Origin of the sequence: Nocardia yamanashiensis (assembly GCF_021183565.1) — a bacterium.
GTDB lineage: Bacteria > Actinomycetota > Actinomycetes > Mycobacteriales > Mycobacteriaceae > Nocardia > Nocardia yamanashiensis.
In genome coordinates this window covers 4,129,921-4,149,883 of the sequence record NZ_CP089226.1, presented here as the reverse complement: position 1 = coordinate 4,149,883, position 19,963 = coordinate 4,129,921, and the positions used below count along the sequence as shown (strand labels likewise).

17 protein-coding genes are annotated in these 19,963 nt (G+C 68.4%); 7 read left to right on the top strand and 10 right to left on the bottom strand.

Annotated elements, in window-relative coordinates:
- Window positions 1-7: 7 nt before the first annotated feature.
- Window positions 8-1,657 carry a (2,3-dihydroxybenzoyl)adenylate synthase gene (locus LTV02_RS19735; protein ID WP_233041354.1) on the bottom strand — a complete coding sequence of 550 codons (1,650 nt, stop codon included), beginning with the start codon at window positions 1,655-1,657 and terminating at the stop codon, window positions 8-10.
- A 97-nt stretch (window positions 1,658-1,754) separates the two neighbouring features.
- Between LTV02_RS19735 and LTV02_RS19730 the strand changes: the two genes are divergently transcribed.
- From LTV02_RS19730 to LTV02_RS19720, 3 genes are read left to right on the top strand one after another with little or no spacing between them, the layout of a single operon-like run.
- Window positions 1,755-2,579: an SDR family oxidoreductase gene (locus LTV02_RS19730; RefSeq protein ID WP_233041353.1), complete on the top strand. Its 825-nt coding sequence runs from the start codon at window positions 1,755-1,757 to the stop codon at window positions 2,577-2,579.
- Window positions 2,576-3,886: an isochorismate synthase gene (locus tag LTV02_RS19725; RefSeq protein WP_233041352.1), complete on the top strand. Its 1,311-nt coding sequence runs from the start codon at window positions 2,576-2,578 to the stop codon at window positions 3,884-3,886. Before LTV02_RS19730 ends, LTV02_RS19725 begins: the two co-directional genes overlap by 4 nt.
- A 59-nt stretch (window positions 3,887-3,945) precedes the next feature.
- Window positions 3,946-4,605 carry an isochorismatase family protein gene (locus tag LTV02_RS19720; protein ID WP_233041351.1) on the top strand — a complete coding sequence of 220 codons (660 nt, stop codon included), beginning with the start codon at window positions 3,946-3,948 and terminating at the stop codon, window positions 4,603-4,605.
- Window positions 4,606-4,656: 51 nt separating this feature from the next.
- On the opposite strand, the gene LTV02_RS19715 is transcribed toward LTV02_RS19720, so the two are convergent.
- From LTV02_RS19715 to LTV02_RS19690, 6 genes are all read right to left on the bottom strand, one after another.
- Window positions 4,657-5,355, bottom strand: coding sequence for a hypothetical protein (locus tag LTV02_RS19715; protein WP_067715974.1), 699 nt, complete (start codon window positions 5,353-5,355; stop codon window positions 4,657-4,659).
- A gap of 99 nt (window positions 5,356-5,454) precedes the next feature.
- On the bottom strand, window positions 5,455-6,939 hold the full coding sequence (locus LTV02_RS19710) for a PepSY-associated TM helix domain-containing protein (protein ID WP_233041350.1): 1,485 nt from the start codon (window positions 6,937-6,939) through the stop codon (window positions 5,455-5,457).
- 163 nt (window positions 6,940-7,102) lie between these two features.
- The gene (locus LTV02_RS19705; protein ID WP_233041349.1) at window positions 7,103-7,678 is read right to left on the bottom strand and encodes a hypothetical protein; all 576 of its coding nucleotides are present in this window, start codon (window positions 7,676-7,678) and stop codon (window positions 7,103-7,105) included.
- A gap of 64 nt (window positions 7,679-7,742) precedes the next feature.
- Window positions 7,743-9,398, bottom strand: a complete 1,656-nt coding sequence (locus LTV02_RS19700; RefSeq protein WP_233041348.1) for an acyl-CoA synthetase — start codon at window positions 9,396-9,398, stop codon at window positions 7,743-7,745.
- Window positions 9,399-9,569: 171 nt separating this feature from the next.
- Entirely contained in the window at window positions 9,570-11,231 is a 1,662-nt protein-coding gene (locus LTV02_RS19695) for an acyl-CoA synthetase (protein ID WP_233041347.1), read from the bottom strand.
- A 355-nt stretch (window positions 11,232-11,586) separates the two neighbouring features.
- Entirely contained in the window at window positions 11,587-12,417 is an 831-nt protein-coding gene (locus tag LTV02_RS19690; protein WP_233041346.1) for an SDR family NAD(P)-dependent oxidoreductase, read from the bottom strand.
- A gap of 114 nt (window positions 12,418-12,531) precedes the next feature.
- Between LTV02_RS19690 and LTV02_RS19685 the strand changes: the two genes are divergently transcribed.
- From LTV02_RS19685 to LTV02_RS19675, 3 genes are all read left to right on the top strand, one after another.
- A complete protein-coding gene (locus LTV02_RS19685; protein ID WP_233041345.1) occupies window positions 12,532-13,317 on the top strand; it encodes a helix-turn-helix transcriptional regulator in 786 nt (261 codons plus the stop codon).
- 78 nt (window positions 13,318-13,395) lie between these two features.
- Window positions 13,396-14,187 (top strand): SDR family oxidoreductase, encoded by a 792-nt coding sequence (locus LTV02_RS19680; protein ID WP_067715959.1) that lies wholly within the window; start codon window positions 13,396-13,398, stop codon window positions 14,185-14,187.
- Window positions 14,188-14,203: 16 nt separating this feature from the next.
- A complete protein-coding gene (locus LTV02_RS19675) occupies window positions 14,204-14,659 on the top strand; it encodes a T6SS immunity protein Tdi1 domain-containing protein (protein WP_233041344.1) in 456 nt (151 codons plus the stop codon).
- Here LTV02_RS19675 and LTV02_RS19670 read toward each other — a convergent pair.
- From LTV02_RS19670 to LTV02_RS19660, 3 genes are all read right to left on the bottom strand, one after another.
- Window positions 14,656-16,617, bottom strand: coding sequence for a molybdopterin-containing oxidoreductase family protein (locus LTV02_RS19670; protein ID WP_233041343.1), 1,962 nt, complete (start codon window positions 16,615-16,617; stop codon window positions 14,656-14,658). The genes LTV02_RS19675 and LTV02_RS19670 overlap by 4 nt on opposite strands.
- A gap of 155 nt (window positions 16,618-16,772) precedes the next feature.
- Window positions 16,773-18,002: an acyl-CoA dehydrogenase family protein gene (locus LTV02_RS19665; RefSeq protein WP_067715938.1), complete on the bottom strand. Its 1,230-nt coding sequence runs from the start codon at window positions 18,000-18,002 to the stop codon at window positions 16,773-16,775.
- A gap of 27 nt (window positions 18,003-18,029) precedes the next feature.
- Complete coding sequence (locus tag LTV02_RS19660; RefSeq protein ID WP_408639378.1) at window positions 18,030-19,418, bottom strand: acyl-CoA dehydrogenase family protein; 1,389 nt, start codon at window positions 19,416-19,418, stop codon at window positions 18,030-18,032.
- 222 nt (window positions 19,419-19,640) lie between these two features.
- Here LTV02_RS19660 and LTV02_RS19655 point away from each other — a divergent pair, with 222 nt between their 5' ends.
- Entirely contained in the window at window positions 19,641-19,901 is a 261-nt protein-coding gene (locus tag LTV02_RS19655) for a hypothetical protein (RefSeq protein ID WP_067715933.1), read from the top strand.
- Window positions 19,902-19,963 lie beyond the last annotated feature (62 nt).

The following is a 19,963-nucleotide window of genomic DNA, read 5'->3' as shown; positions in this document are numbered from 1 at the left end:
CTTCCGGTCAGTTCCCGGGCGTGCGCGCCGCGAGCAGCTCCCGCAGCTCGCGGCGACTGGTCTTGCCCACCCCGGTCTCGGGGAAAGCGGGCACGATGACCACCGCGTCCGGCATCTTCCAGGCCGCCACCCCGCGCCCGCGCACGAAGGACCGGATGGCGGTCAGGGTGGGTGCGGCGGCGGGGTCGGCGGGCTGGACGAAGGCGCAGATGCGCTGCCCCAGTACGGGATCCGGCGTGCCGATGATCACCGCGTCGCGGACCTCGGGATGCGCCAGCAGATGGGCTTCCAGTTCCTCGGCGGAGACCTTCTCCCCGCCCCGGTTCACCCAATCCCCGGCCCGGCCCGCCACCACCAGATTGCCGTCGGGGCGCACCGAGACCATATCCCCGGTGCGGTACCAGCCGTCCGCGGTGAAGCTGCGCGCATCGGCCTCGGGATTGTCGTAGTAGCCGCGAATCGTATACGGGCCGTGGGTGATCAGATTGCCGATCGCTCCCGGCTCGACGTCGTTGCCCGCATCGTCGATCACCCGGATGCGGTCCGCTTCCGACATCGGCCGTCCCTGGGTGTTCACCACCGCCTCGATCGGATCGTCCAGGCGGGTGTAGCACACCAGGCCCTCGGCCATGCCGAACACCTGCTGCAATGTCACCTCCAATGCGGGACCGATACGGCGCGCCAGCTCGTCGGGACACCGCGCCCCGCCCACCTGCACCACGCGCAGGCTCGAAAGATCGGGTGTATCACCGGCTTCCGCGCGCTCGGCCCACAACCGGGCCAGCGGCGGCACCAGGCCGGTGATGGTCACCCCGAACCGCTCGACCGCCCGGAACGCGGTGGCCGGCGTCGGATCGGGCGTCAAGGCGATGGCGCCGCCCGCCCACAGCACGCCCAGAATGCCCGGCGAACTCATCGGGAAATTGTGCGCGACCGGCAGCGCCGCGAGATACACACTGTCCGGGCCGAGTTCGCAGATCTCGGCGCTGCGACGCACGCTGTAGAGGTAATCGTCGTGCGTGCGCGGAATCAGCTTGGGAATTCCGGTGCTGCCGCCCGACAATTGCAGGAACGCCACCTCACCGGCATCGATCTGCGGCAATTCGCCAGGCTCGTCCCGGAACTCGGCGACATCGAGCACTCCGTCCGGCAACGTCTCGCCTGGCTCGCCGGTGACCACCAGCACATGCCGCAGCGATGGCGACTCCGCACGCACCGAATTCGCCAGTGCCGCATGGTCGAACCGTTGATGCGTAGTGCAGGTGATCATCGCCACCGCCCCGCTGGCCGCGGCGATCGGCGTCAGCTCGGCGCGGCGATGCGCGGGCAGGCAGAACACCGGCAGCGCGCCCAGCCGGAACAGCGCGAAGATCACCTCCACGAACTCGGCCCGATTCGGCAGCTGCACCAGAACCCGGTCCCGCCTGCCGATTCCGAGCCGTCCCAGCCCGGTGGCGAGGGCCCGCGCGCGCCGATCGAGTTCGGCATAGGTCCAGCGATGCCGGTCGTCCACCACGGCGAGCGCGTCCGGGGCCGCCGCGGCCCGTTCGGCCAGCAGTGCGCCGAAGGTCTGTCCGGACCAGTATCCACGGGCCCGGTAGTCCTCGGCTTGGGCCTGCGGCCATGGGGTGTGACCAGGCAGAACGGTCGATGGCATTGGGGGACACCTCTTTCCGGCGAACCTGTCGCCGCATCGGTCGGAAGTCTGCGCCGGAAACGAGCGCCCCACTTTCATATCAGGTTAGGCTAACCTTATGTCCATGATCGATTCGGATGCACGAATGATCGTGGTCACCGGGGCCGCCGGCGGGATAGGGGCGGCCGTCGCCGCCGCCCTCGCGCCCGGCGCACGCGCCGTGGCGCTGTGGGATCGCGATCCCCGGGTGCACGAGGTGGCTGTCGAAATCAAAACCCGCACAACGGGATCGGTAACCGCCACGGAGGTGGACATCACCGACGCCAACGCCGTCACGGCCGCCTTCGACGACCTCGTCGCGACCCACGGCCCCATCGATGTGGTGGTGCACGCCGCCGGTGCGCTGTATCCCGGCAGCCCATTGGAAATCGACCCCGACGCGTGGACGGAGTGCTTGGCCGTCAATGCGACCGGTGTCGTGCACGTGACTCAGCGCGCGGCCCGCGAGATGGTCGCGGCCGGACGCGGTGCGATCGTGGTGATCTCGTCCAACGCCGCTGCCACACCCCGCGTCGGCATGGCCGCCTACGGCGCGGCGAAGGCAGCGGCCACCGCGTTCACCCGCTCCCTCGCCCTACAGGTCGCCCCGCTGGGAGTCCGGGTGAACCTGGTCTCGCCCGGCTCCACCGACACCCCCATGCTGCGCGGCATGTTCGCCGACCCGGCTCAGCCGCTCGCCGGGACGGCCCGGCCGCTCGATGCGGCCGCGCGCGCGGCGCTGCTCGACGGTGATCCCGAGGTCTACCGACTCGGAATCCCCCTGCGGCGCATCGCCGCTCCGGCCGATATCGCCGCCGCCGTCCGTTTCCTCGTCTCCGACGACGCCCGCCACATCACCATGCACGATCTGCGGGTGGACGGCGGGGCCACGCTAGACATGTGACCGAGAGGATGATCACCATCTCTTCCGAATTCGCCGCCGCGACAGAAGATTCCGCCGCACCCGGCTTCATCCTGGCTCGGCCGCACCGCACGGTGACCGCGACCGGGGTGGCCCGGGTGTTCCGGTCGGCCGCGGAAGCCACCGCCGCGCTGCGCTCCGGGCAGGTTGCTCATATCGTCGGGGCGCTGCCGTTCGCGCCGGGCGCTCCAGCCGCGCTGTGGGCCCCGGTCTCGGTGCGTATCACCGAGTCACCTTTCCCGGCTGCCACCGAACCCCGCGCCGCGGCGCCCGCCGCCGAATCCGCACACGCTGGAACGGTTTCGCCCGCCGACGCGATCTCCACGCCGGACCGAGTCTCCGAGGCCGGGATCGCGTACGGCAGGCCGCGTGCGGGAATGGCCGGGACCAGCCACGAGCCGGTTCGATTCGAGTTCGAGGAGGCTGTTCCGTCGCCGGAGACCCATGTACATCGCGTCGGCGCTGCGGTGCGGCTGCTGGCCGATCGCGAACATCCTGTCCGGAAAGTGGTGCTAGCCAGGGCGGTTCGCGCCCGTTCGGCTCGGCAGGTGCAACCCGTCGACATCCTGCGCCGTCTGGTCGAGACCGATCCGCTCGGCAACGGCTTTCTGGTCGACCTATCGGTTGCGGGCGAGCCCTACGGCGGCAGGCATCTCATCGGCTCCAGTCCCGAAGTACTGGTGCGCCGTTCGGGCACGGAGGTGCTGAGCCATCCGCTGGCCGGGTCGGCCCGCCGCGTCCCGGGCGATGCGGCCGCCGACCGCATCGCCGCTCGCACGCTGCTCGCGTCGGCGAAGGATCTCACCGAACATCGCTACGTCGTCGATCAGGTCGGCGACGTGTTGCGGGGCCGTTGCGAAAGCGTCGATATCCCACGCAATCCGGAGCTGACCAGTACTCCCGAGATGTGGCATCTCGGCACCCCGATCACCGCCACCGTGCCCGTCACCGGGGTGTCCGCGCTGGAGCTCGCGGTGGCGCTGCACCCCACCCCTGCCGTCTGCGGCACCCCCACCGCCCCGGCCGCACGTCTCATCGAGGCCCTGGAAGGCGATCGCGGGTTCTACGCGGGCGCGGTCGGATGGTGCGACGCCACCGGCGACGGTGAATGGATGGTCAGCATTCGGTGCGCGGAACTGTCCGCCGACCGCCACACACTGCTGGCACACGCGGGCGGCGGCATCGTCGCCCAATCCGACCCGGCCGCCGAATTGGCCGAAACCACCGCCAAATTCCAGCGCATCCTCGGCCCCCTGGGCATCACGCACCATCCCGTCGCGGTCGGCTGACCCGCCGTCGCTCGCGAATTCCATTACCGGCCAGCACATCCCACACAGAGAGCCGACGCATGCCGATTCCCCCGATCGCCCCGTACGCCCTGCCCACGCCCGCCGAGGTGGTCCCCAACCAGGTCCCCTGGAAGGTCGATCCCACCCGCGCCGCGCTGCTCATCCACGATATGCAGCAGTACTTCCTGACGGCTTACGACCGCACCGAGGAACCCGCCCGCACCCTGCTGGCCAATATCGCCGAACTCCGGAACCGCTGCCACGACTTGGGAATTCCCGTCATCTACACCGCGCAGCCCGGCAACCAGCATCCGTCCCGCCGCGGCATCCTCGCCGATTTCTGGGGCACCGGCATGTCTCACGGTGCCGACACCCACATCGTCGCCGAACTCGATCCGGCCCCCACCGACATCCTCGTCACCAAGTGGCGCTACTCCGCCTTCCAGCGCACCGACCTGCGCGAACTGCTCAACTTCTATCACCGCGACCAGCTCCTGATCACCGGCGTCTACACCCATATGGGCTGCATGCTCAGCGCCGCCGAGGCTTTCATGGCCGACATCCAGCCGTTCCTGATCCTCGACGCCACCGCCGACTTCTCCCGCGAGGAACACCTGATGGCCCTCAACTACACCGCCCGCCGGTGTGGCGCGGTGCTCCCCACCGCCGATCTGCTCCAGCAACTCGACTACCTGCCGCTGCCGGAGACCACCCGGTAGCCCGCACCCGCCGGGCGGGAACGACTCCCGGCGGGCACGAAACCTGGTGCGCTACTTACCGGCCGGAGTGAACGGCTGGTTGATGGTGGTGAAGTACTGCACCGCCGCCGCGATGGCGAACGGCGCGGTAATGAAGATCTGTCCGGCCACGGTGCCGAGGAAACCGACGGCCGCCGCACCCGCGATGCAACCGCCCAGCGGGCCCAGACCGAACAGGGTGGCCAGCGCGCCGGTGGCCACCGCACCGAGCAGCGCGCCCGCCACGCAGCCGATGGCCGCGCCGCCGATGCCGCCGACCAGGGTGCCGATCGAAGCGCCCATGGACAGGGTCGAGGTCATGCGGCTCCAAGCGGCCTGCTCACGGTCGTACTCGGACTTCCACGGCGCCTTGTCCTCGAAGGGAAGGGCGACCGGCTTGTAGGTGGCGTGCGCCTGATCGAACTGCGGAGTCAGGGTGGCGGTGCGGCCCTGGACCTCGGCGGCGATCGGGAAGACGAAATCGTCCACCCGGAACGCCAATTCGGTGCCGCCGACGACGGTGCCGTCCGCGGCCTTGATCTGCAGCGCGCCATTGTCGACCACCAGGGAACCGGCATCGGTGCGGATCACCATGACGCCGTTCTCGTCGTGCGTCGCGGCGTAGTTGATCACGCCCGCGTCGGCGGCCGGCGCGGCCTGGACGGTGCCCGCGGTGACGCCGACGACGGCGGCGGAGAGGGCGGCGGTGACGACGAGCTTGTTGACCTTCATCAGGGAAATTCCTTGCGTCAGTGCAGGTCAGGATCTGCACGAGGGTATGAGGTACCGGCGGCACGGCCGAGGGGCCGTGTCGCGCGGTGGGAAGAACTGTCAGGCGGCGGTGCGGTTGCGCAGGCGGGCGGTCAGACCCACCAGTACATCGACGATCAGGAAGCCCAGAAGGGGACCGCCGACCATCGGGGCGAACCAGCCGACCACCACGGCGACGGCCGCGAAGGGCAGCAGCACCGTCCACGGGGTCTGCCGCAACGCGCCTCGGCGCGGCGGCTTGCCGGCGCCGAACTTGCTGTCGCCCTTGGCGGGACGACGCCGCCACCACATCAGGTAACCGCGCACGATCACCGTGATCAGGCCGATCATCACGGCCAGCAGGAGCAACTGGTTGAGCAGGCCGAACATCAGGCCCATATGGAACTGGATGCCCCAGTTGGTGAGCTTGGCCATCAACGGCCAGTCGCTGTACCGCAGCACATCGGTGACCACGCCGGTCTGGCCGTTCACCGCGACGGAATCCAGGGTGAGCACACCCGGGCGGCGCAGTTCCTTGGCGACGAACGCGGTGCCGTCCTTGGCCGGAACGCTGATCTCGAGCGGTCCTTCCAGGCCGTTCGCGCGGGCCACCCCGTACACGGTGTCGACCAGCGCGGCCTTGTTCGGCGCGGGCGCGGGCAGATTCGCCTGCGGCGCACCGTGATCGCCGTGCTCGCCGCCGGCCATGCCGGACATGCTGGAACCGGGCAGCTTGGCGCTCACCGCCGGGGTGGTCCAGCTCATTTCCTGGCGCAGCTTGGTGACGTTCTCACCGGCGTACTTGGACCAGGTCATACCGGTGACCGACAGCAGCAGCAGGATCGGCAGAATCCAGACGCCCACGGCCGCATGCCAATTCAGCGTGCGAGCGCGCGGCTTGGAGCGGTCCGGGCGCAGCAGCCAGCCGGCCGAGCGGCGTTCCCGGCGCGCCCGCACCCGGCGATACCAGAGCACCAGCCCGGCCAGCGCGATCACCCACAGCCAGGAGGCCGCGATCTCGCTGTAGTAGCGGCCGAAGTCGCCCAGGTGCAGGTCGCGATGCAGCTTGTCGATCCAGGTGCGGGTGGGCAGCGCGCCCGAACTGCCGTACACCACGCTGTCGCCCACCGGCTGCGCGGTGACCGGATCGACGAAGACGGCACGGCGTTCGGAAGCGCCCAGCGACGGATCGTTGAAGATCACCCGCGTGGTGTCGCCGGTGTTCTGCGCCGGCGCCACCGCGGTCAGCGCCAGCTTCGGCTCCACCGCGAGCGCGGCGGCCACCTGCTCGGAGAGCGGTTTGACCGGTCCGGTCGAATCGGTGTGCAGCAGGCCGCGTTCGGTGAACGTCTCGAGGGTGGGGGCGATCGCGTAGAGCGCACCGGTGACGGCCGCGATCAGGATGAACGGGGCGACGAAAACGCCCGCGTAGAAATGCAGGCGCAGCATCAACGCCTGAAAGGCATTACCCGCACCGCGTTTGACGGATGCCGGCGTGGATTCCGGTTCGGGGGTAGGCGAGGGCGGCGGTGCCGAGGTATCGACACCGCTTTCTGTGATTGTCACGAGCGGACTTTCTGATCGTTCGAGAAACCCGGGTACGCCGAATACAGCTGTCCTTCAACGGGAACAGCGGATATGACGAGACCGCGCGGGCAGCAAGGGCCCGGGCATGGGTCAGGAATCTCGGGGTTTCAGGGGCTTGCCCCTGAGAGCGCCGAGAGTTGGATCAAACTCGAACGAGAGTCGGGGGTCCGCGCGTGCGGAAGACATCGGCCGCGAAAATGCGCAGGACGACGCGATCACGATGCTCGATGGGCAGCTTGGGTGGGCCGCTGAGCACCGGCAGAGAGATGGGAACCGGAAGCACCCACGACAGCACCGTGGTGCCGATCCGGTAGGCGGCTTCCGCGCCGACGATGACCACGGCGGCGAAGATGGCCGCGGTGATGTGCGCGGCCAGCATGGCCGGACTCCACATCCCCGCATTGTGATGCTGATGATGGCTCGCCCCCGGCGAACCCCACATCATGCTGAAGTGCCCGAGCAGCTGCCCGCCGATCAAGGCGACGACCAGACCGAGCCACGTACTCCGGAACACCCCGACCCCGGCGACCACTCCGCCGACGGCGGCGGAAGCCGCGACCAGCAGCGACAACGGACCGGATTCCAAGGGCGCGGCCCCCGAAACCCAGCCGTGCGCAGCGACCGCGAGCGCCCCGGAAACGAGTCCGGTCGCCCCACCGCGCAACACCGCAGCATCACTGCGGATATGCGCCGAGCGGCGACCGGTCTCAGAACTCACGCGCTGATGATAGCGGAATAAGTGAACCCGCTTTTACAGCCCTTTACTCCAATTCCATCCGGAATCATTCGGTGGGAACCGACATTTCGACAAGCGGCTTGCGCAGCAGCTTCCCGGTCGCATTGCGCGGCAGTTCGTCCAGGAAGATCACCTCACGCGGCACCTTGTACCGCGCCAGGTTGGCCTTCACGTAATCCTTGAGCTCCTGCGCGTCCCGCTTGGACTCCGGCCCCGGCACCACGATGGCGCGCAGCCGCTTCCCGAAATCGCGGTCGTCGACGCCGACCACCGCGGCCTCGAGCACATCGGCCCGATTCGACAGCAGGTTCTCGACCTCCTGCGGGAAGACGTTCTCGCCACCGGAGACGATCATGTCGTCATCGCGGCCGTCGATGAACAGCAAACCGTCGGCATCGAAGTGCCCGACATCGCCCGAGGACATCAGCCCGTCCACGAACTCCTTGGTGCGCCCGTCGGTGTACTGCTTGAACGAGTGCCCGTTCTCGATGAAGATCGTGCCGGTCACGTTCGGCGCGTGAATGCGCTTGCGGTTCTCGTCGTAGAGCGCGACCCGGATGCCGACCGGCGGCTTGCCCGCGGTGGTCGGCGCCTTACGCAGCTCGGACGGGGTGGCCACGGTCATGACCGCGCACTCGGTGGAGCCGTACACGTTGTAGAGGCTGTCCCCGAAGTAGTCCAGGGTGCGGGTGACCACGTCCGGCGGGATGGCCGATCCGGCGGCGAACAACACCCGCAGCGTCTCGCCCGGCTGGTACTTGGCGAGGGTCTCGGCGGGCAGATCCAGAATGCGCTGCAGCATGGTCGGCACCACGGTCAGGCCCTGCGCCCGGTACTTCTGGATATTGGCCAGGGTGGTCTCGGGGTCGAAACGCCGCTGCTGGAACACCACTCGATTGCCCAGCGCCAGCGACAGCGTGAACTGCGACAGGCCGGTGGCGTGGAAGATCGGGGCGGCCATCACCACGGTGCTGTTGCGCGGCACCGGGATTCGATCCAGGAACTGCGCGGTAATGAACGGGCTGACCTTGTCGCGCGGCGCGCCCTTGGGGGTGCCGGTGGTGCCGGAGGTCAGGATGACCATGCCGCCCGGCTTCTCCGGCGGATCGAGCGGTTCGGTGGACTGCCCGGCCGCGACCGAATCGATGGTCGGAATCGACGGGTCGGCATTGTCCTTGGCATCCACCCAGGTCAGGATGCGCGGGATCTCCGCCGGAATGGCCGACATGAGATCGAAGAACTCGCTGTCGTGCAGCACCGCCTTGACGTTCTCGCGGGCCGCCACATCGGTGAACTGCGGCTTGGCGAAACCGGTGTTCATCAGCACCGCGCGTACGCCCAGCTTGCCGGCGGCGACCAGCGAGAGCACCATGCCGCGATGGTCGCGGGCCAGCACGCCGATCACGTCGCCGGGCTGCAGGCCCTGCGCGGCCAGGCCGCGCGCGAAGGCGCTGGACTGCTTGTCGATCTGCTCGAAGGTCATCTCGCCGAGTTCGTCGACGATGGCCGCGCCGCGCGGATTGGTATTGGCGCCGTGGATCAGCGCGCCCGCGAAGGGGCCGAACTTCAGGACATTGACCGCGGAACGCAGCGCGTGATCGGGTCGCAGCGGATTGAACAGTCCCCCTCGGACCATCGCATTGACGCTCAGCGCCGCGTCGCCCGCCTTGCGTAGAACCGAGCCAGCCGATGGAAGTGGCATAGGTACAACCTTCCGCGATCCCCTTGCCGGACGAGTCGGCCGGACGGACCGCAACATCGAGATCCAGTGCGGTGCTAACACTAGCAAGCGCAGGCAGCGGAGTTGTGGCCGAGGTCTCTGTGACCAGCGGTATCGCATAGACCCCCCTGGTCGTGGCGCGGATCGCAGGGGTCACCGCGCGCCGGACGGCTCCTCGTACTCGACGAGTACACGGCGCAGCAGTTTGCCGGTGGCATTGCGGGGGAGTTCGTCGATGAAGAAGACGTCGCGCGGGACCTTGTAGCGCGCGAGGTTGTTCTTCACGTACGCCTTGATCTCCTCGGCCGTGATCTCCGCACCGGGCTCGGGGATGACGAAGGCGCGCAGCCGCTTCCCGAACTCGACATCGTCGACGCCGACCACCGCCGCGTCGAACACGTCCTTGCGTTCCAGCAGCAGGTTCTCCACCTCCTGCGGGAAGACGTTCTCACCGCCCGAGACGATCATGTCGTCATCGCGGCCGTCCACGAACAGCAGCCCGTTGTCATCGAAATGGCCGAGATCGCCGCTGGACATATAGCCGTCGATGATCTGCTTGTGCCGGCCGTCGGTGTAGCCCTTGAACGGCGAACCCGAACGGATGAAGATCCGTCCGGTCACGTTCTTGGCCCGGATGCGCCGGCCGTCCTCGTCGAACAGCGCCACCTCGCAGGTGGTCGGCGCGCGTCCCGCCGTACCCGGGGCGATCGCCAGTTCCTCCGGCCGGGCCACCGTGGCGACCGCGCATTCGGTGGAACCGTAGAGGTTGTAGAGCACCGGCCCGAACACCTCGGCGGTGCGCACGCTCAGCTCGGGCGAGAGCGCGGACCCCGCAATCACGATGGCCTTCAGCGAGGACGTGTCGTACTTGTCGCGAATCTCCTTGTCCAGCTCCACCATTCGATGCAGCATGGTCGGCACCGCGACCAGCATCTCCGCCCTGTGCTCGGCGATCAGCCGCAGCGTGCGCTCGGCATCGAAGCGGCGGGCGACCACCACCTTGTTGCCGAAGGCCACACCCGTCAGCCAGGTGCCGAACCCGGTGCTGTGGAAGATGGGCGAGACGATGACCATGGTCCCCTGCCGGGGGAAATCGATGCGGTCGATCATCTGCACGGTGGACAGCGGCCCGGTGCGTTCGCGCGGCGCGCCCTTGGGCAGGCCGGTGGTGCCGCTGGTGAGAATGATGAACCCGCCCGGCTTCTTGGGCGCGGGCAGCGGCGTCGGGGCGTTCGCCTCGATGAGCCGGTCCAGAGTCGTTGCGTCAGCCGGGATTTCGACGCCGTCGTCCACCCAGGTCAGCACGCGCGGCAGCTCCGGCGGCAGGGCGTCGAGCAGGCCCAGGAATTCGCTGTCGTGCAGCACGGCCTTCACGTTCTCGCGCTCGCACACCGCCGCGAACTGCGGCTTGGCGAAACCGGTGTTCATCAATGCCAGGCGGGCGCCGAGCTTGCCGAGCGCGACCATGGTCAAGAGCAATCCGCGATGATCGCGAGCCAGCACGCCGACCACCGTGCCGGGCTTCACGCCCATGCGCTGCAGGCCGCGCGCGAGGGCATCGGAGCGCTCGTCGAGTTCGCGGTAAGTCAGCTCACCGCGTTCGTCGGCCAGCGCGGGCAGGTCCGGCGATACCCGGGCGGTATGCCGGACGATGGTGGCGGGCGGGCCGAAAACCCTTGCCTCCATGGCGGTTCGCAGGGTCTCGCCGGGGGCGCGCAGATCGGTCAGCCCGCGCTCGCGCAGGCGTTGTAAACCCTTGACGGCCTCGCCGATATGCGTCAATCGCTGCTGCGCCGCTTCCAGAACCGAGGCCATCCCAGCCCACCTCCGTGCATGAACTCCGCCGCCCGGGGCCGGAGGCGGGTTGTCGCCACGGTAGCAGCGCACTGTGATCGCTGTTACACAAATTCGGTCACACCGGACATTCGCCGGTTGTGTGCGAGTGGACCCTCGGTCTTCACCTTCGCGTCACGCCCCGGCCATCTGGGTGACCGAAGCTGCCTTCGCCCTACTCGAATCAGATTGAGGTCTTACGCATGGAAATTCTCTCCGTTTTCGCCGACGTGCTGTCCGCCATGTTCATGGCGAGCGCCGGTAGCGCCTAAACGCGGAATCCGGCGGCCCGGCGGTAAGCACACCGCCGGGCCGCCGGCGTTTTTCCGGCGTGCGCTCAGCGCCCGGTCGTCAGGCCCAGGTGCGCGGTGGCGTCCAGATCGGCGGCGACGGCGGCCAGCTTGCCCCGGATCGCCTGCACCGCATCGGGTCCCAGCGCCAGGCGCAGCGGCGCGTCCGGTTGCCCGACCGTCGCCACCACCGCCGCGGCGGCCTTGTCCGGATCGCCCTCCTGCTGCTGATCGGAGGCGGGCAGGCCATCGCGGATCGCGCCAACGGTCTCCGCGTAATCCGCGATCTCGGAGCTGATGGTCAGCGCGGCGGGCTTGGCGAACCCGGTCCGGAAAGCCCCGGGCTCCACGATCAGCACCTGGATGCCCAGCGGTTTCACCTCGGCGGCCAAAGCCTCACTGGCCAATTCGAGCGCGCCCTTGGCCGCGCTGTAGACCCCGACGCCCGCGAACGACATGAAGCCGCCCATGCTCGACACCTGCACGATCGCCCCGGACCGCCGCTCCCGCATCTGCGGCAGCACCAGCCGGGTGAGCCGCAGCGGACCGTGGAACATGACCTCCATGGCATCGCGCAGATCGGCGTCGCTGGTCTCCTCGATCGCGCCGACAATGCCGAAACCGGCATTGTTCACCAGCACGTCGATGCGCCCGGCCTCCTTCACCGCCCGCTCGGCAGCGGCCGGATCCTTCACATCCAGGGCCACCACCTGAACCCGATCCGGTTGCGCGGCAACGATTTCCGCCATGCTCTCCGGCCGTCGCACCGCCGCCACGACCTCGTCGCCGGCGGCCAGCGCCGCCCGGGTGAACGCGGCCCCGAACCCGGAGTTGGCTCCGGTGATCAGCCAGCGGCGCGGGGTGGATGCTGCACTCATGTCTGTCTCTCTTCCTGGCCTTGCCCCGGCCCGGGCGGTATGCCCGGGTGCTGGTAGTAAGACTGCCCGGCACAGCCGTCGCCGGGTATGGCCCAAAGGTGGAATATTGACTGCGTGACCGGAGCGCTGACCGACCCGATTCGCCGACCCCGCCCGCTGCCGGCGGGGGAATCCCTCTCCGCCGAGGACTACCGGCGGCTGGTCGGCGTGCTGGAATCCGTGGACCGCGCCGGTGACCTGCCCGAATTCCGGGAGCTGCTGGTCCGTGCGCTGCAGAGCTGGTTCGGTTTCACCGGGGTGGCGGTCATGCACGGCGCTTCGCTCGCCGAGGCGATCAGCGAGGGCTGCGGGGTGCGGGGCGGGTACACCCCGGAGTTCATCGCCGAGTACGAGGAGCGCTGGGCCCCTTACGATCCCTTCCGCAGCGATCGGTTCGCCGAGGTGCTGCTCGCGCGCGGGGTGGTCCGGCTGGGCGAGCTGGTGCAGGATTCGGTGTTCGTCGCGGATTTCCTGCGACCCAACGGGATCACCGACAAGGCGGCCATGCTGGTGGACGGCGGCGCGTCCGGGGTGTTCGCGGTCGGCATGGCGGTCTGCGATCGGCCCGCGGTGCCCGAACGCGATCTGGCGCTGCTGCACGCGCTGCGCCGGCATCTGACGCCGCTGGTGATCGAGCAGCTGGACCGGGATCGGGAACGCCGTGCCGCGCAATCGAATTGGCAGCTCACGCCGCGGGAATGGGAAGTGGCGGACCTGGCCGCGCACGGGCTCACCAATCGGCAGATCGCGGAGCGGTTGTTCATCGGTGTGGATACCGTCAAGAAGCATCTGAGCCGGGTGCTCGCCGAGACCTCGTGCACCAGCCGGACCCAGCTGGCGGTGCGGTTCGCTGCCGCTTGATCTTGAAGCAGCTTTTCCTGGTCAGCTGATCGATACGATTCGCACTCCCGGTCGTCCGCGCCGCCGCAGAATCATTGAATGGACGACCTTTTCGACTATTCCGGCCGGACCGTCTTCGTCGCCGGTGGCACCAGCGGCATCAACTTCGCCATCGCCGAATCCTTCGCCCGTGCGGGCGCCTCCGTGGCGGTGCTGTCCCGCCGCCCCGACAAGGTCAAGACCGCCGTCGATCGCCTCGGCGAATACGGCATCACCGCACTGGGTTTCGCCGCCGACGTGCGTGATTTCGACGCCGTCGACTCCGCGCTCACCACCACCCAGGCCGAACTGGGGGAGCTGGACGTGCTGATCTCGGGGGCTGCGGGGAACTTTCCCGCGCCCGCGGACTCCATGTCGCCGCGCGCCTTCGCGGCGGTGGTGGACATCGATCTCAAGGGCACCTACAACGTGCTGCGGGCGGCGCACCCGCATCTGCGCAAACCGGGGGCCGCCGTCATCAATATCTCGGCCCCGCAATCCACCATTCCGATGAGCTTCCAGGCGCACGCCTGCGCCGCCAAAGCCGGGGTGGACATGGTCACCAAGGTCTGCGCGCTGGAATGGGGGCCCGCCGGGATCCGGGTCAATGCCGTGGTGCCCGGCCCCATCGCCGATACCGAAGGCATGTCCCGGCTCGCGCCCACACCCGAACTCGCCAGTGCCGTAGCCGATTCCGTTCCGCTGGGCCGTTACGGCACCACCGAGGACATCGCCGGATGCTGTCTCTGGCTCGCTTCGCCGCACGCCTCCTACATCAACGGCGCGATCATCCCCGTCGACGGCGGCTGGTCGCTCGGCGGGGCCGCTGTCCTCACCCGCGGCGCACCCTGAGTTGTACTGTGCCCGTGTGGAACTGATCAAATGGTTCACGCCGGACCAATATGCCGAAGCCCTGGACACCTGGGCCTGGATCGGCCTCGACGGCAAAGCACCCCTGTTCACCTCGCTGTTCGGGGACGTCTTCCTGCGCGCCGACGACGGAATCTGGTGGCTGAACACCATCGACGGCGAATTCGAACGCGTCTGGGATTCCCTCGACGAGCTCGAAGCCGAGCTGAATACCGCTGACGGACAAGCCAAATACCTGATGTCCGAACTCGCCGAAGAACTCGCCCGCCGCGGCCTGGTACCCGGCGAGGACGAGATCTACGACTTCACCCACCCGCCCTCGCTGGGCGGCGAACTCGAACCCGGCAATGTCGACCTCACCGCCATGGCCATGGGCGTGAACATCCTCGGCCAGATCCACGACCAACTGCGCGCCATCCCGCCCGGCGCGCGCGTCAATGTCGAATTCTCCTAACGGGGCGTGATCCGCACCCGGTTGTCGTGGAAGACCGCGCCGCCACCGTAATCCGCATCCCGTTCGGCGATGGTGGCGTTCACGGTCGCGCCGCCGGACAGCTTCGCCCAGCGGCCCTTCGTGGTGGCGGCGACACCCGGGCGCACCGCGTCCGAGACCGCGGCGACGGCTTCGAACGAGCCGCGGTCGTTCGCGACGGTGATGGCCGCGCCGTCGGTGACGGACAGGGCGGCGGCATCGTCCGGGTGCAGGGTCACGGTGGGTTCGCCTGCGCGGCGGCGCAATTCGGCATTCGCGCCGAAAGTGGTGTTGAGGAAGAAGTGCGAGGCCGCGGAGATGAGCACCAGGCCGTCGCCCGGATCCGCGGGCGGGGTGTAGCCGGCGAGCGGGTCGTGCCCAGCCTGCTCCGCGCGCCACGAGACGAACTGGAGTTTTCCGTTCGGAACCGGTTGTGGTTCGACCTTCAGGAAGCCTTCCGCGCGCAGGCGGTCGATATCGTGGCCTTTGAGCAACTGCTGTGCCAATTCCTCATCGGAGTCGTACAGCGCCGGTTCGGTGAGGTTCATCGTCCGGGCCAGCCGCCGGAAAGTCTCGGTGGTGGTGAGGCATTCGCCCGGCGGGGTGACCGCGGGCTCGTTCCACACCATGTAGAGGTTGCCGTAGGCGGCGATGACGTCGAGATGCTCGGGCTGCATGGTGGCGGGCAGCACGATATCGGCGTAATCCACGGTGTCGGTCGGGAAGTGCTCCAGCACCACCGTGAACAGGTCCTCGCGCGCCAGCCCTTCGCGCACCCGCCGCTGATCGGGGTTGGAGGCCACCGGATTGGCCGCGATCACGAACAACGCCTTGACCGGCGGACCGTCGATATCCAGCAGTGCCTCGCCCATCCGCGTCATGGACAGCGTCCGCACCGGATTCGGCAGCAGGTCATAGCGCGCCAGCTCCGACAGGTTGAACTTGAAGTGCCCGCTCGTCGAATAGTGCAGGCCGCCACCGGGAATCGCCCAATCCCCGGTCACGCCCGGCAGGCAGGCCAGCGTCCGCAACGCCATGCCGCCGCCCGCATGCCGCTGAATCCCCTGCGAAACCCGGATCGACGTCGGCCGTGTGGTGGCGATCCGCTCACCCAGTGCCACGATCCGCTCCACCGGCAACCCGGTGATCTCCGCCGTCCGCTCGGGCGTGTACTCCATCACCCGTTCCCGGAACTCGTCCCAGCCCTCGGTGTGCTCGGCCAGGAACGCGTCGTCCTGCGCGCCCATCGACACGACGATCCGGATGAGCCCCAGCGCCAGCGCGGCATCCGTACCGGGCAGGGGAGCCAGATGCTCGTCGCACCGCTCGGCCGTCCGCGTCCGCACCGGATCGATCGCCACGGTGTAGGCGTCACTGTCCTGCACGAACTTCCACCCGTGATGCCCCGAGGTGAGCGGATTGGTGCCCCACACCAGAATCAGCTTCGATTTCGCGAAGTCCTCCGGATCCATGCCGCCGGAGGTGCCCAGCGTGTACTTCAGGCCCGTGCTGCCCGCGACCGAGCAGATGGTCGGATCATGCAGCGAGGCCCCCAGCGCATTGAAGAACCGCCGCCCCGAAAACCCCTCCAGCCCTTGGATATACCCCAGGCTCCCGGTCCCGTGAAACGGCCAGATCGCCTCCGCCCCGTGCTCCTCGACAATCCCCGTCAACCGCCCCGCGATCTCCGTCAGCGCCTCGTCCCAGCTGATCCGCTCGAACTTCCCCTCCCCCTTGGCCCCCACCCGCCGCATCGGATAGGTGATCCGCTCCCCGGAGTTCAACTGCTCCAGATACCGGTTCACCTTCACACAAAGCGCCCCCCGCGTAATCGGATGCGCCTTGTTCCCCCTCAACCCCACCGCCACGCCATCCTCGACGTCCACCACCCACGAACATCCATCCGGGCAATCCAGCGGGCAAGCTCCCAGCACCTTCACCCATCCGATCCTAAGCGCCCCCGCAACCCGAAGACCGCCACCACTTCCAGGGTCGATGCCCGTATGTACCCGACTTCCTGCTCCAACCGGGCGGGAGCAAGAGAAAACCGGTGCGGCCACCGCGGGCCGCACCGGTTTTCTCGGTGGTACAGAACTTACTTCAGCTTGTCGGAGCCCAGGCCGAGGACGCGGCGGGCGACGATGAGCTGCTGGATCTGCTGGGTGCCTTCGAAGATGTCCAGGATCTTCGAGTCGCGGCTCCACTTCTCCAGGAGGGTGCGCTGGGAGTAGCCGGTGGTGCCGGCCAGTTCGACGGCCTTGAGGGTGACGTCGGTGCCCATGCGGCCGGCCTTGGCCTTGGACATGGAGGCTTCCAAGGAGTTCGGCTTCTTGTTGTCGGCCATCCAGGCGGCGCGCAGCGACAGCAGGTAGGCGGCCTCGTAGTCGGCTTCCATGCGGAGGAATTCCGCGGCGGCGGCGTGCTGGTTGTTGGCGGGCTTGTCGTAGGAGATCTCGACGCCCGCCTCCTCGAGGACCTTGCGGAGTTCCTCGAGGGCGGCGCGGCCGACGCCGACGGCCATGGCGGCCACCAGGGGACGGGTGTTGTCGAACGTCTGCATGACGCCCGCGAAACCCTTCTCCACGTTGACTTCCGGCGAACCCAGGATGTTGTCCTTGGGAATGCGGCAGTCCTCGAAACGGATCTCGGCGGTGTCGGATGCCTTGATGCCGAGCTTGTGCTCGAGGCGGGACACGGTGAGGCCCTTGGCATCCCGCGGCACCACGAAGGACTTGATGGCGGCGCGGCCCAGGGACCGGTCCACCGAAGCCCACACCACGATGTGGGTGGCGCGCGAACCCGCGGTCACGAAGATCTTGGTGCCGTTGAGCACCCACTCGTCACCGTCGAGGGTGGCGGTGGTGGTGACGGCGGCCGAGTCGGAACCGAAGGACGGTTCGGTGATGGCCATGGCGGCCCACACCTTGCCGAAGCGCGAGAGCTGCTCGTCGGTGGCGACCGCGGCGATGGCGGCATTGCCGAGACCCTGGTAGGGGATCGACAGCATCAGGCCGACGTCGCCCCAGGAGGTCTCGAGCGCGTTCATCAGCGCGGACATATTGCCGCCGTTGGTGTTACCCAGCAGCTCGGTGGCGTGCGCGTCCTTCTCGCCGTCGACCGAACGACCGCCGGTGGCGCCGGAGATCTGCTCGGTGCCGGAGTCGGAGAGGCCCTCCACCATGGCGGCCATGGTGTCCAGCTCGACCGGGTACTCGTGCTCGGCCAGGTCGTACTTGCGCGAAGCCGGGCGGAAGATCTCGGCGGCAACCTGGTGGGCCTGGTTGGCGCTGGCCCGCAGCTTCTTGGGGAGTTCGAGATTGATCATGATGGTCTCTCCGTTGAGAAGTCGGGGCTAGATGAGGACGACGCCTTCGGCAACGCCGACGGCACGAAGGTCGCGGTACCAGCGCTCGACCGGGTGCTCCTTGGTGAAGCCGTGGCCGCCCAGCAGCTGCACGCCGTCCAGGCCGATCTGCATGCCCTTGTCGGTGGCCAGCTTCTTGGCCAGCGCGGCCTCGCGAGCGAACGACAGGCCCTGCTCCGCGCGTGACGCACCCCGCAGGGTCACGAGCCGGAGACCGTCGAGCTCGATGGCCATATTGGCGACCATGAACGCGACCGCCTGACGGTGCGCGATCGGCTCGCCGAACGCCTCGCGCTCCTTCACGTAGGGGATCACGTAGTCGAGCACGGCCTGCCCGGTGCCGATGGCCAGCGACGACCAGCCCAGGCGGGCCAGGCGCACGGCGTCGGCGTAATCCTCGGTGCGCTGCGCGACCTCGGCCTCGCCCAGGATGGCGTTGGCCGGCACGGCGACATTGTTGAGCAGCAGGCGACCCAGGCCGGCGGCGCGCAGACCCATCGACGGATCGGCTTCGATCACCACGCCTTCGGTGTCGGCCTCGACCACGAAGAACGCGGGGCGGCCGTCCAGCTCGGCGGCGACGACGAACAGTTCGGCGTCACCCGCGGCTGGCACCAGGCTCTTCACGCCATTGAGGCGGAAACCGCTGGGGGAGCGGGTGGCCTTGGTCTTCAGCGCGAACGGATCGAACAGCGCGCCCGGCTCGGAGATGACGACCGAGGACTGCGGCACGTTCTCACCGGTGAAGGCGCCCAGGTAGGTCTTCTGCTGCGCGTCGGTGCCCCACTGCGACAGCGCGACGGCCACACCCGAGGGCGCCAGGATCGGCAGCGCCAGACCCATGTCACCGTGCGCGAGGGCCTCGGCCACCAGCGAATTGGTGACCGCGCCGCGCTCGGAGGCCGCGCCGTCCAGTTCCTCGGGCACATTGATCAGGGTGATGCCGAGCTCGGCGGCCCGCTCCAGCAGATCGCGCGGCGCCTTGGCGGCATTGTCCGCGTCGTAGGCGGCCGGGCGCAGGATCTCGGCGGCGAACTCGCGCACCGTCTCGACGATCATCTGCTGCTCGTCGGACGGGGTCAGGTCGAAGTAGTCCTTCTTGCGAGACTCGTTGGCCGGCAGCCGCTTCGGGGCGCCGCCGCCGGAGACCTTCTCGAAGGCCCGGGTGGCCGCGCCGAGGGTGCGGAAGCCGGTCTTGGTGCCTTCGTAGGTCAGCCGTTCGATCGGCTTGCGCAGGTTGTACTTCTCCGCGAGCGGCGACCCGGTAATGGTCGTCATGACCCGCATGGCCGTGCCCATCCAGTCGCGCTTGACCGGGTTGAGGCCGACGGCGGAGGTATCCCGCTTCGTTGCGGTGTCTCGAGTGCTCATCATCACCAGTTTTCTTGAGTGTGGAGGGTGATCCTGCCCAGCAATCTTACTCCAGAGTAAGACTATCTTACTCCAGAGTAAGAAGAACCGTCGAGCGTTGTCGAATCGGCAGGTCGAGGCGGTGGTTTTCCCACGTTTCGGAGATAGTGAAACAAACTCCATTCAGATGAGCCGGAACTGGGCTACCGTGCAGGCGCACCATCCCCCACTTTCGAAGGTCTTGCACATATGAAGAAGACAGTCATCGGCGTCGGCGGCTTCGCGGCCCTCACCCTGCTCGGTATGCCCGTCGCCACCGCCGCACCCGCCACCGGCCTCCCGCTGGAACCGGTCGCCGGCATCGAACTCGGCTCCAACGGCAGCCCCGCCGCCGACACCACCATCAGCCTCGGCTCGGTAGGCGTGGGCTCGGCCGCCCCCGGCGGCCCCTACCTCGAATTCGGCTCGGTCCGCTACTACCTCGGCTCGGGCTCCGTCTCCCCGCGCTGACGCCCTCGGGCACCCTCGCGCCGGGGCCGCAGCACCCGGCGTTCACCGCGAACCGGCAGGCT

What these genes read in the sequence shown, in the direction of transcription:
- LTV02_RS19735 (WP_233041354.1), bottom strand. Translation starts at nt 1,657, where the DNA reads ATGCCATCGACCGTTCTGCCTGGTCACACCCCATGGCCGCAGGCCCAA.
- LTV02_RS19730 (WP_233041353.1), top strand. Translation starts at nt 1,755, where the DNA reads ATGTCCATGATCGATTCGGATGCACGAATGATCGTGGTCACCGGGGCC.
- LTV02_RS19720 (WP_233041351.1), top strand. Translation starts at nt 3,946, where the DNA reads ATGCCGATTCCCCCGATCGCCCCGTACGCCCTGCCCACGCCCGCCGAG.
- LTV02_RS19715 (WP_067715974.1), bottom strand. Translation starts at nt 5,355, where the DNA reads ATGAAGGTCAACAAGCTCGTCGTCACCGCCGCCCTCTCCGCCGCCGTC.
- LTV02_RS19700 (WP_233041348.1), bottom strand. Translation starts at nt 9,398, where the DNA reads ATGCCACTTCCATCGGCTGGCTCGGTTCTACGCAAGGCGGGCGACGCG.
- LTV02_RS19695 (WP_233041347.1), bottom strand. Translation starts at nt 11,231, where the DNA reads ATGGCCTCGGTTCTGGAAGCGGCGCAGCAGCGATTGACGCATATCGGC.
- LTV02_RS19690 (WP_233041346.1), bottom strand. Translation starts at nt 12,417, where the DNA reads ATGAGTGCAGCATCCACCCCGCGCCGCTGGCTGATCACCGGAGCCAAC.
- LTV02_RS19680 (WP_067715959.1), top strand. Translation starts at nt 13,396, where the DNA reads ATGGACGACCTTTTCGACTATTCCGGCCGGACCGTCTTCGTCGCCGGT.
- LTV02_RS19665 (WP_067715938.1), bottom strand. Translation starts at nt 18,002, where the DNA reads ATGATCAATCTCGAACTCCCCAAGAAGCTGCGGGCCAGCGCCAACCAG.
- LTV02_RS19655 (WP_067715933.1), top strand. Translation starts at nt 19,641, where the DNA reads ATGAAGAAGACAGTCATCGGCGTCGGCGGCTTCGCGGCCCTCACCCTG.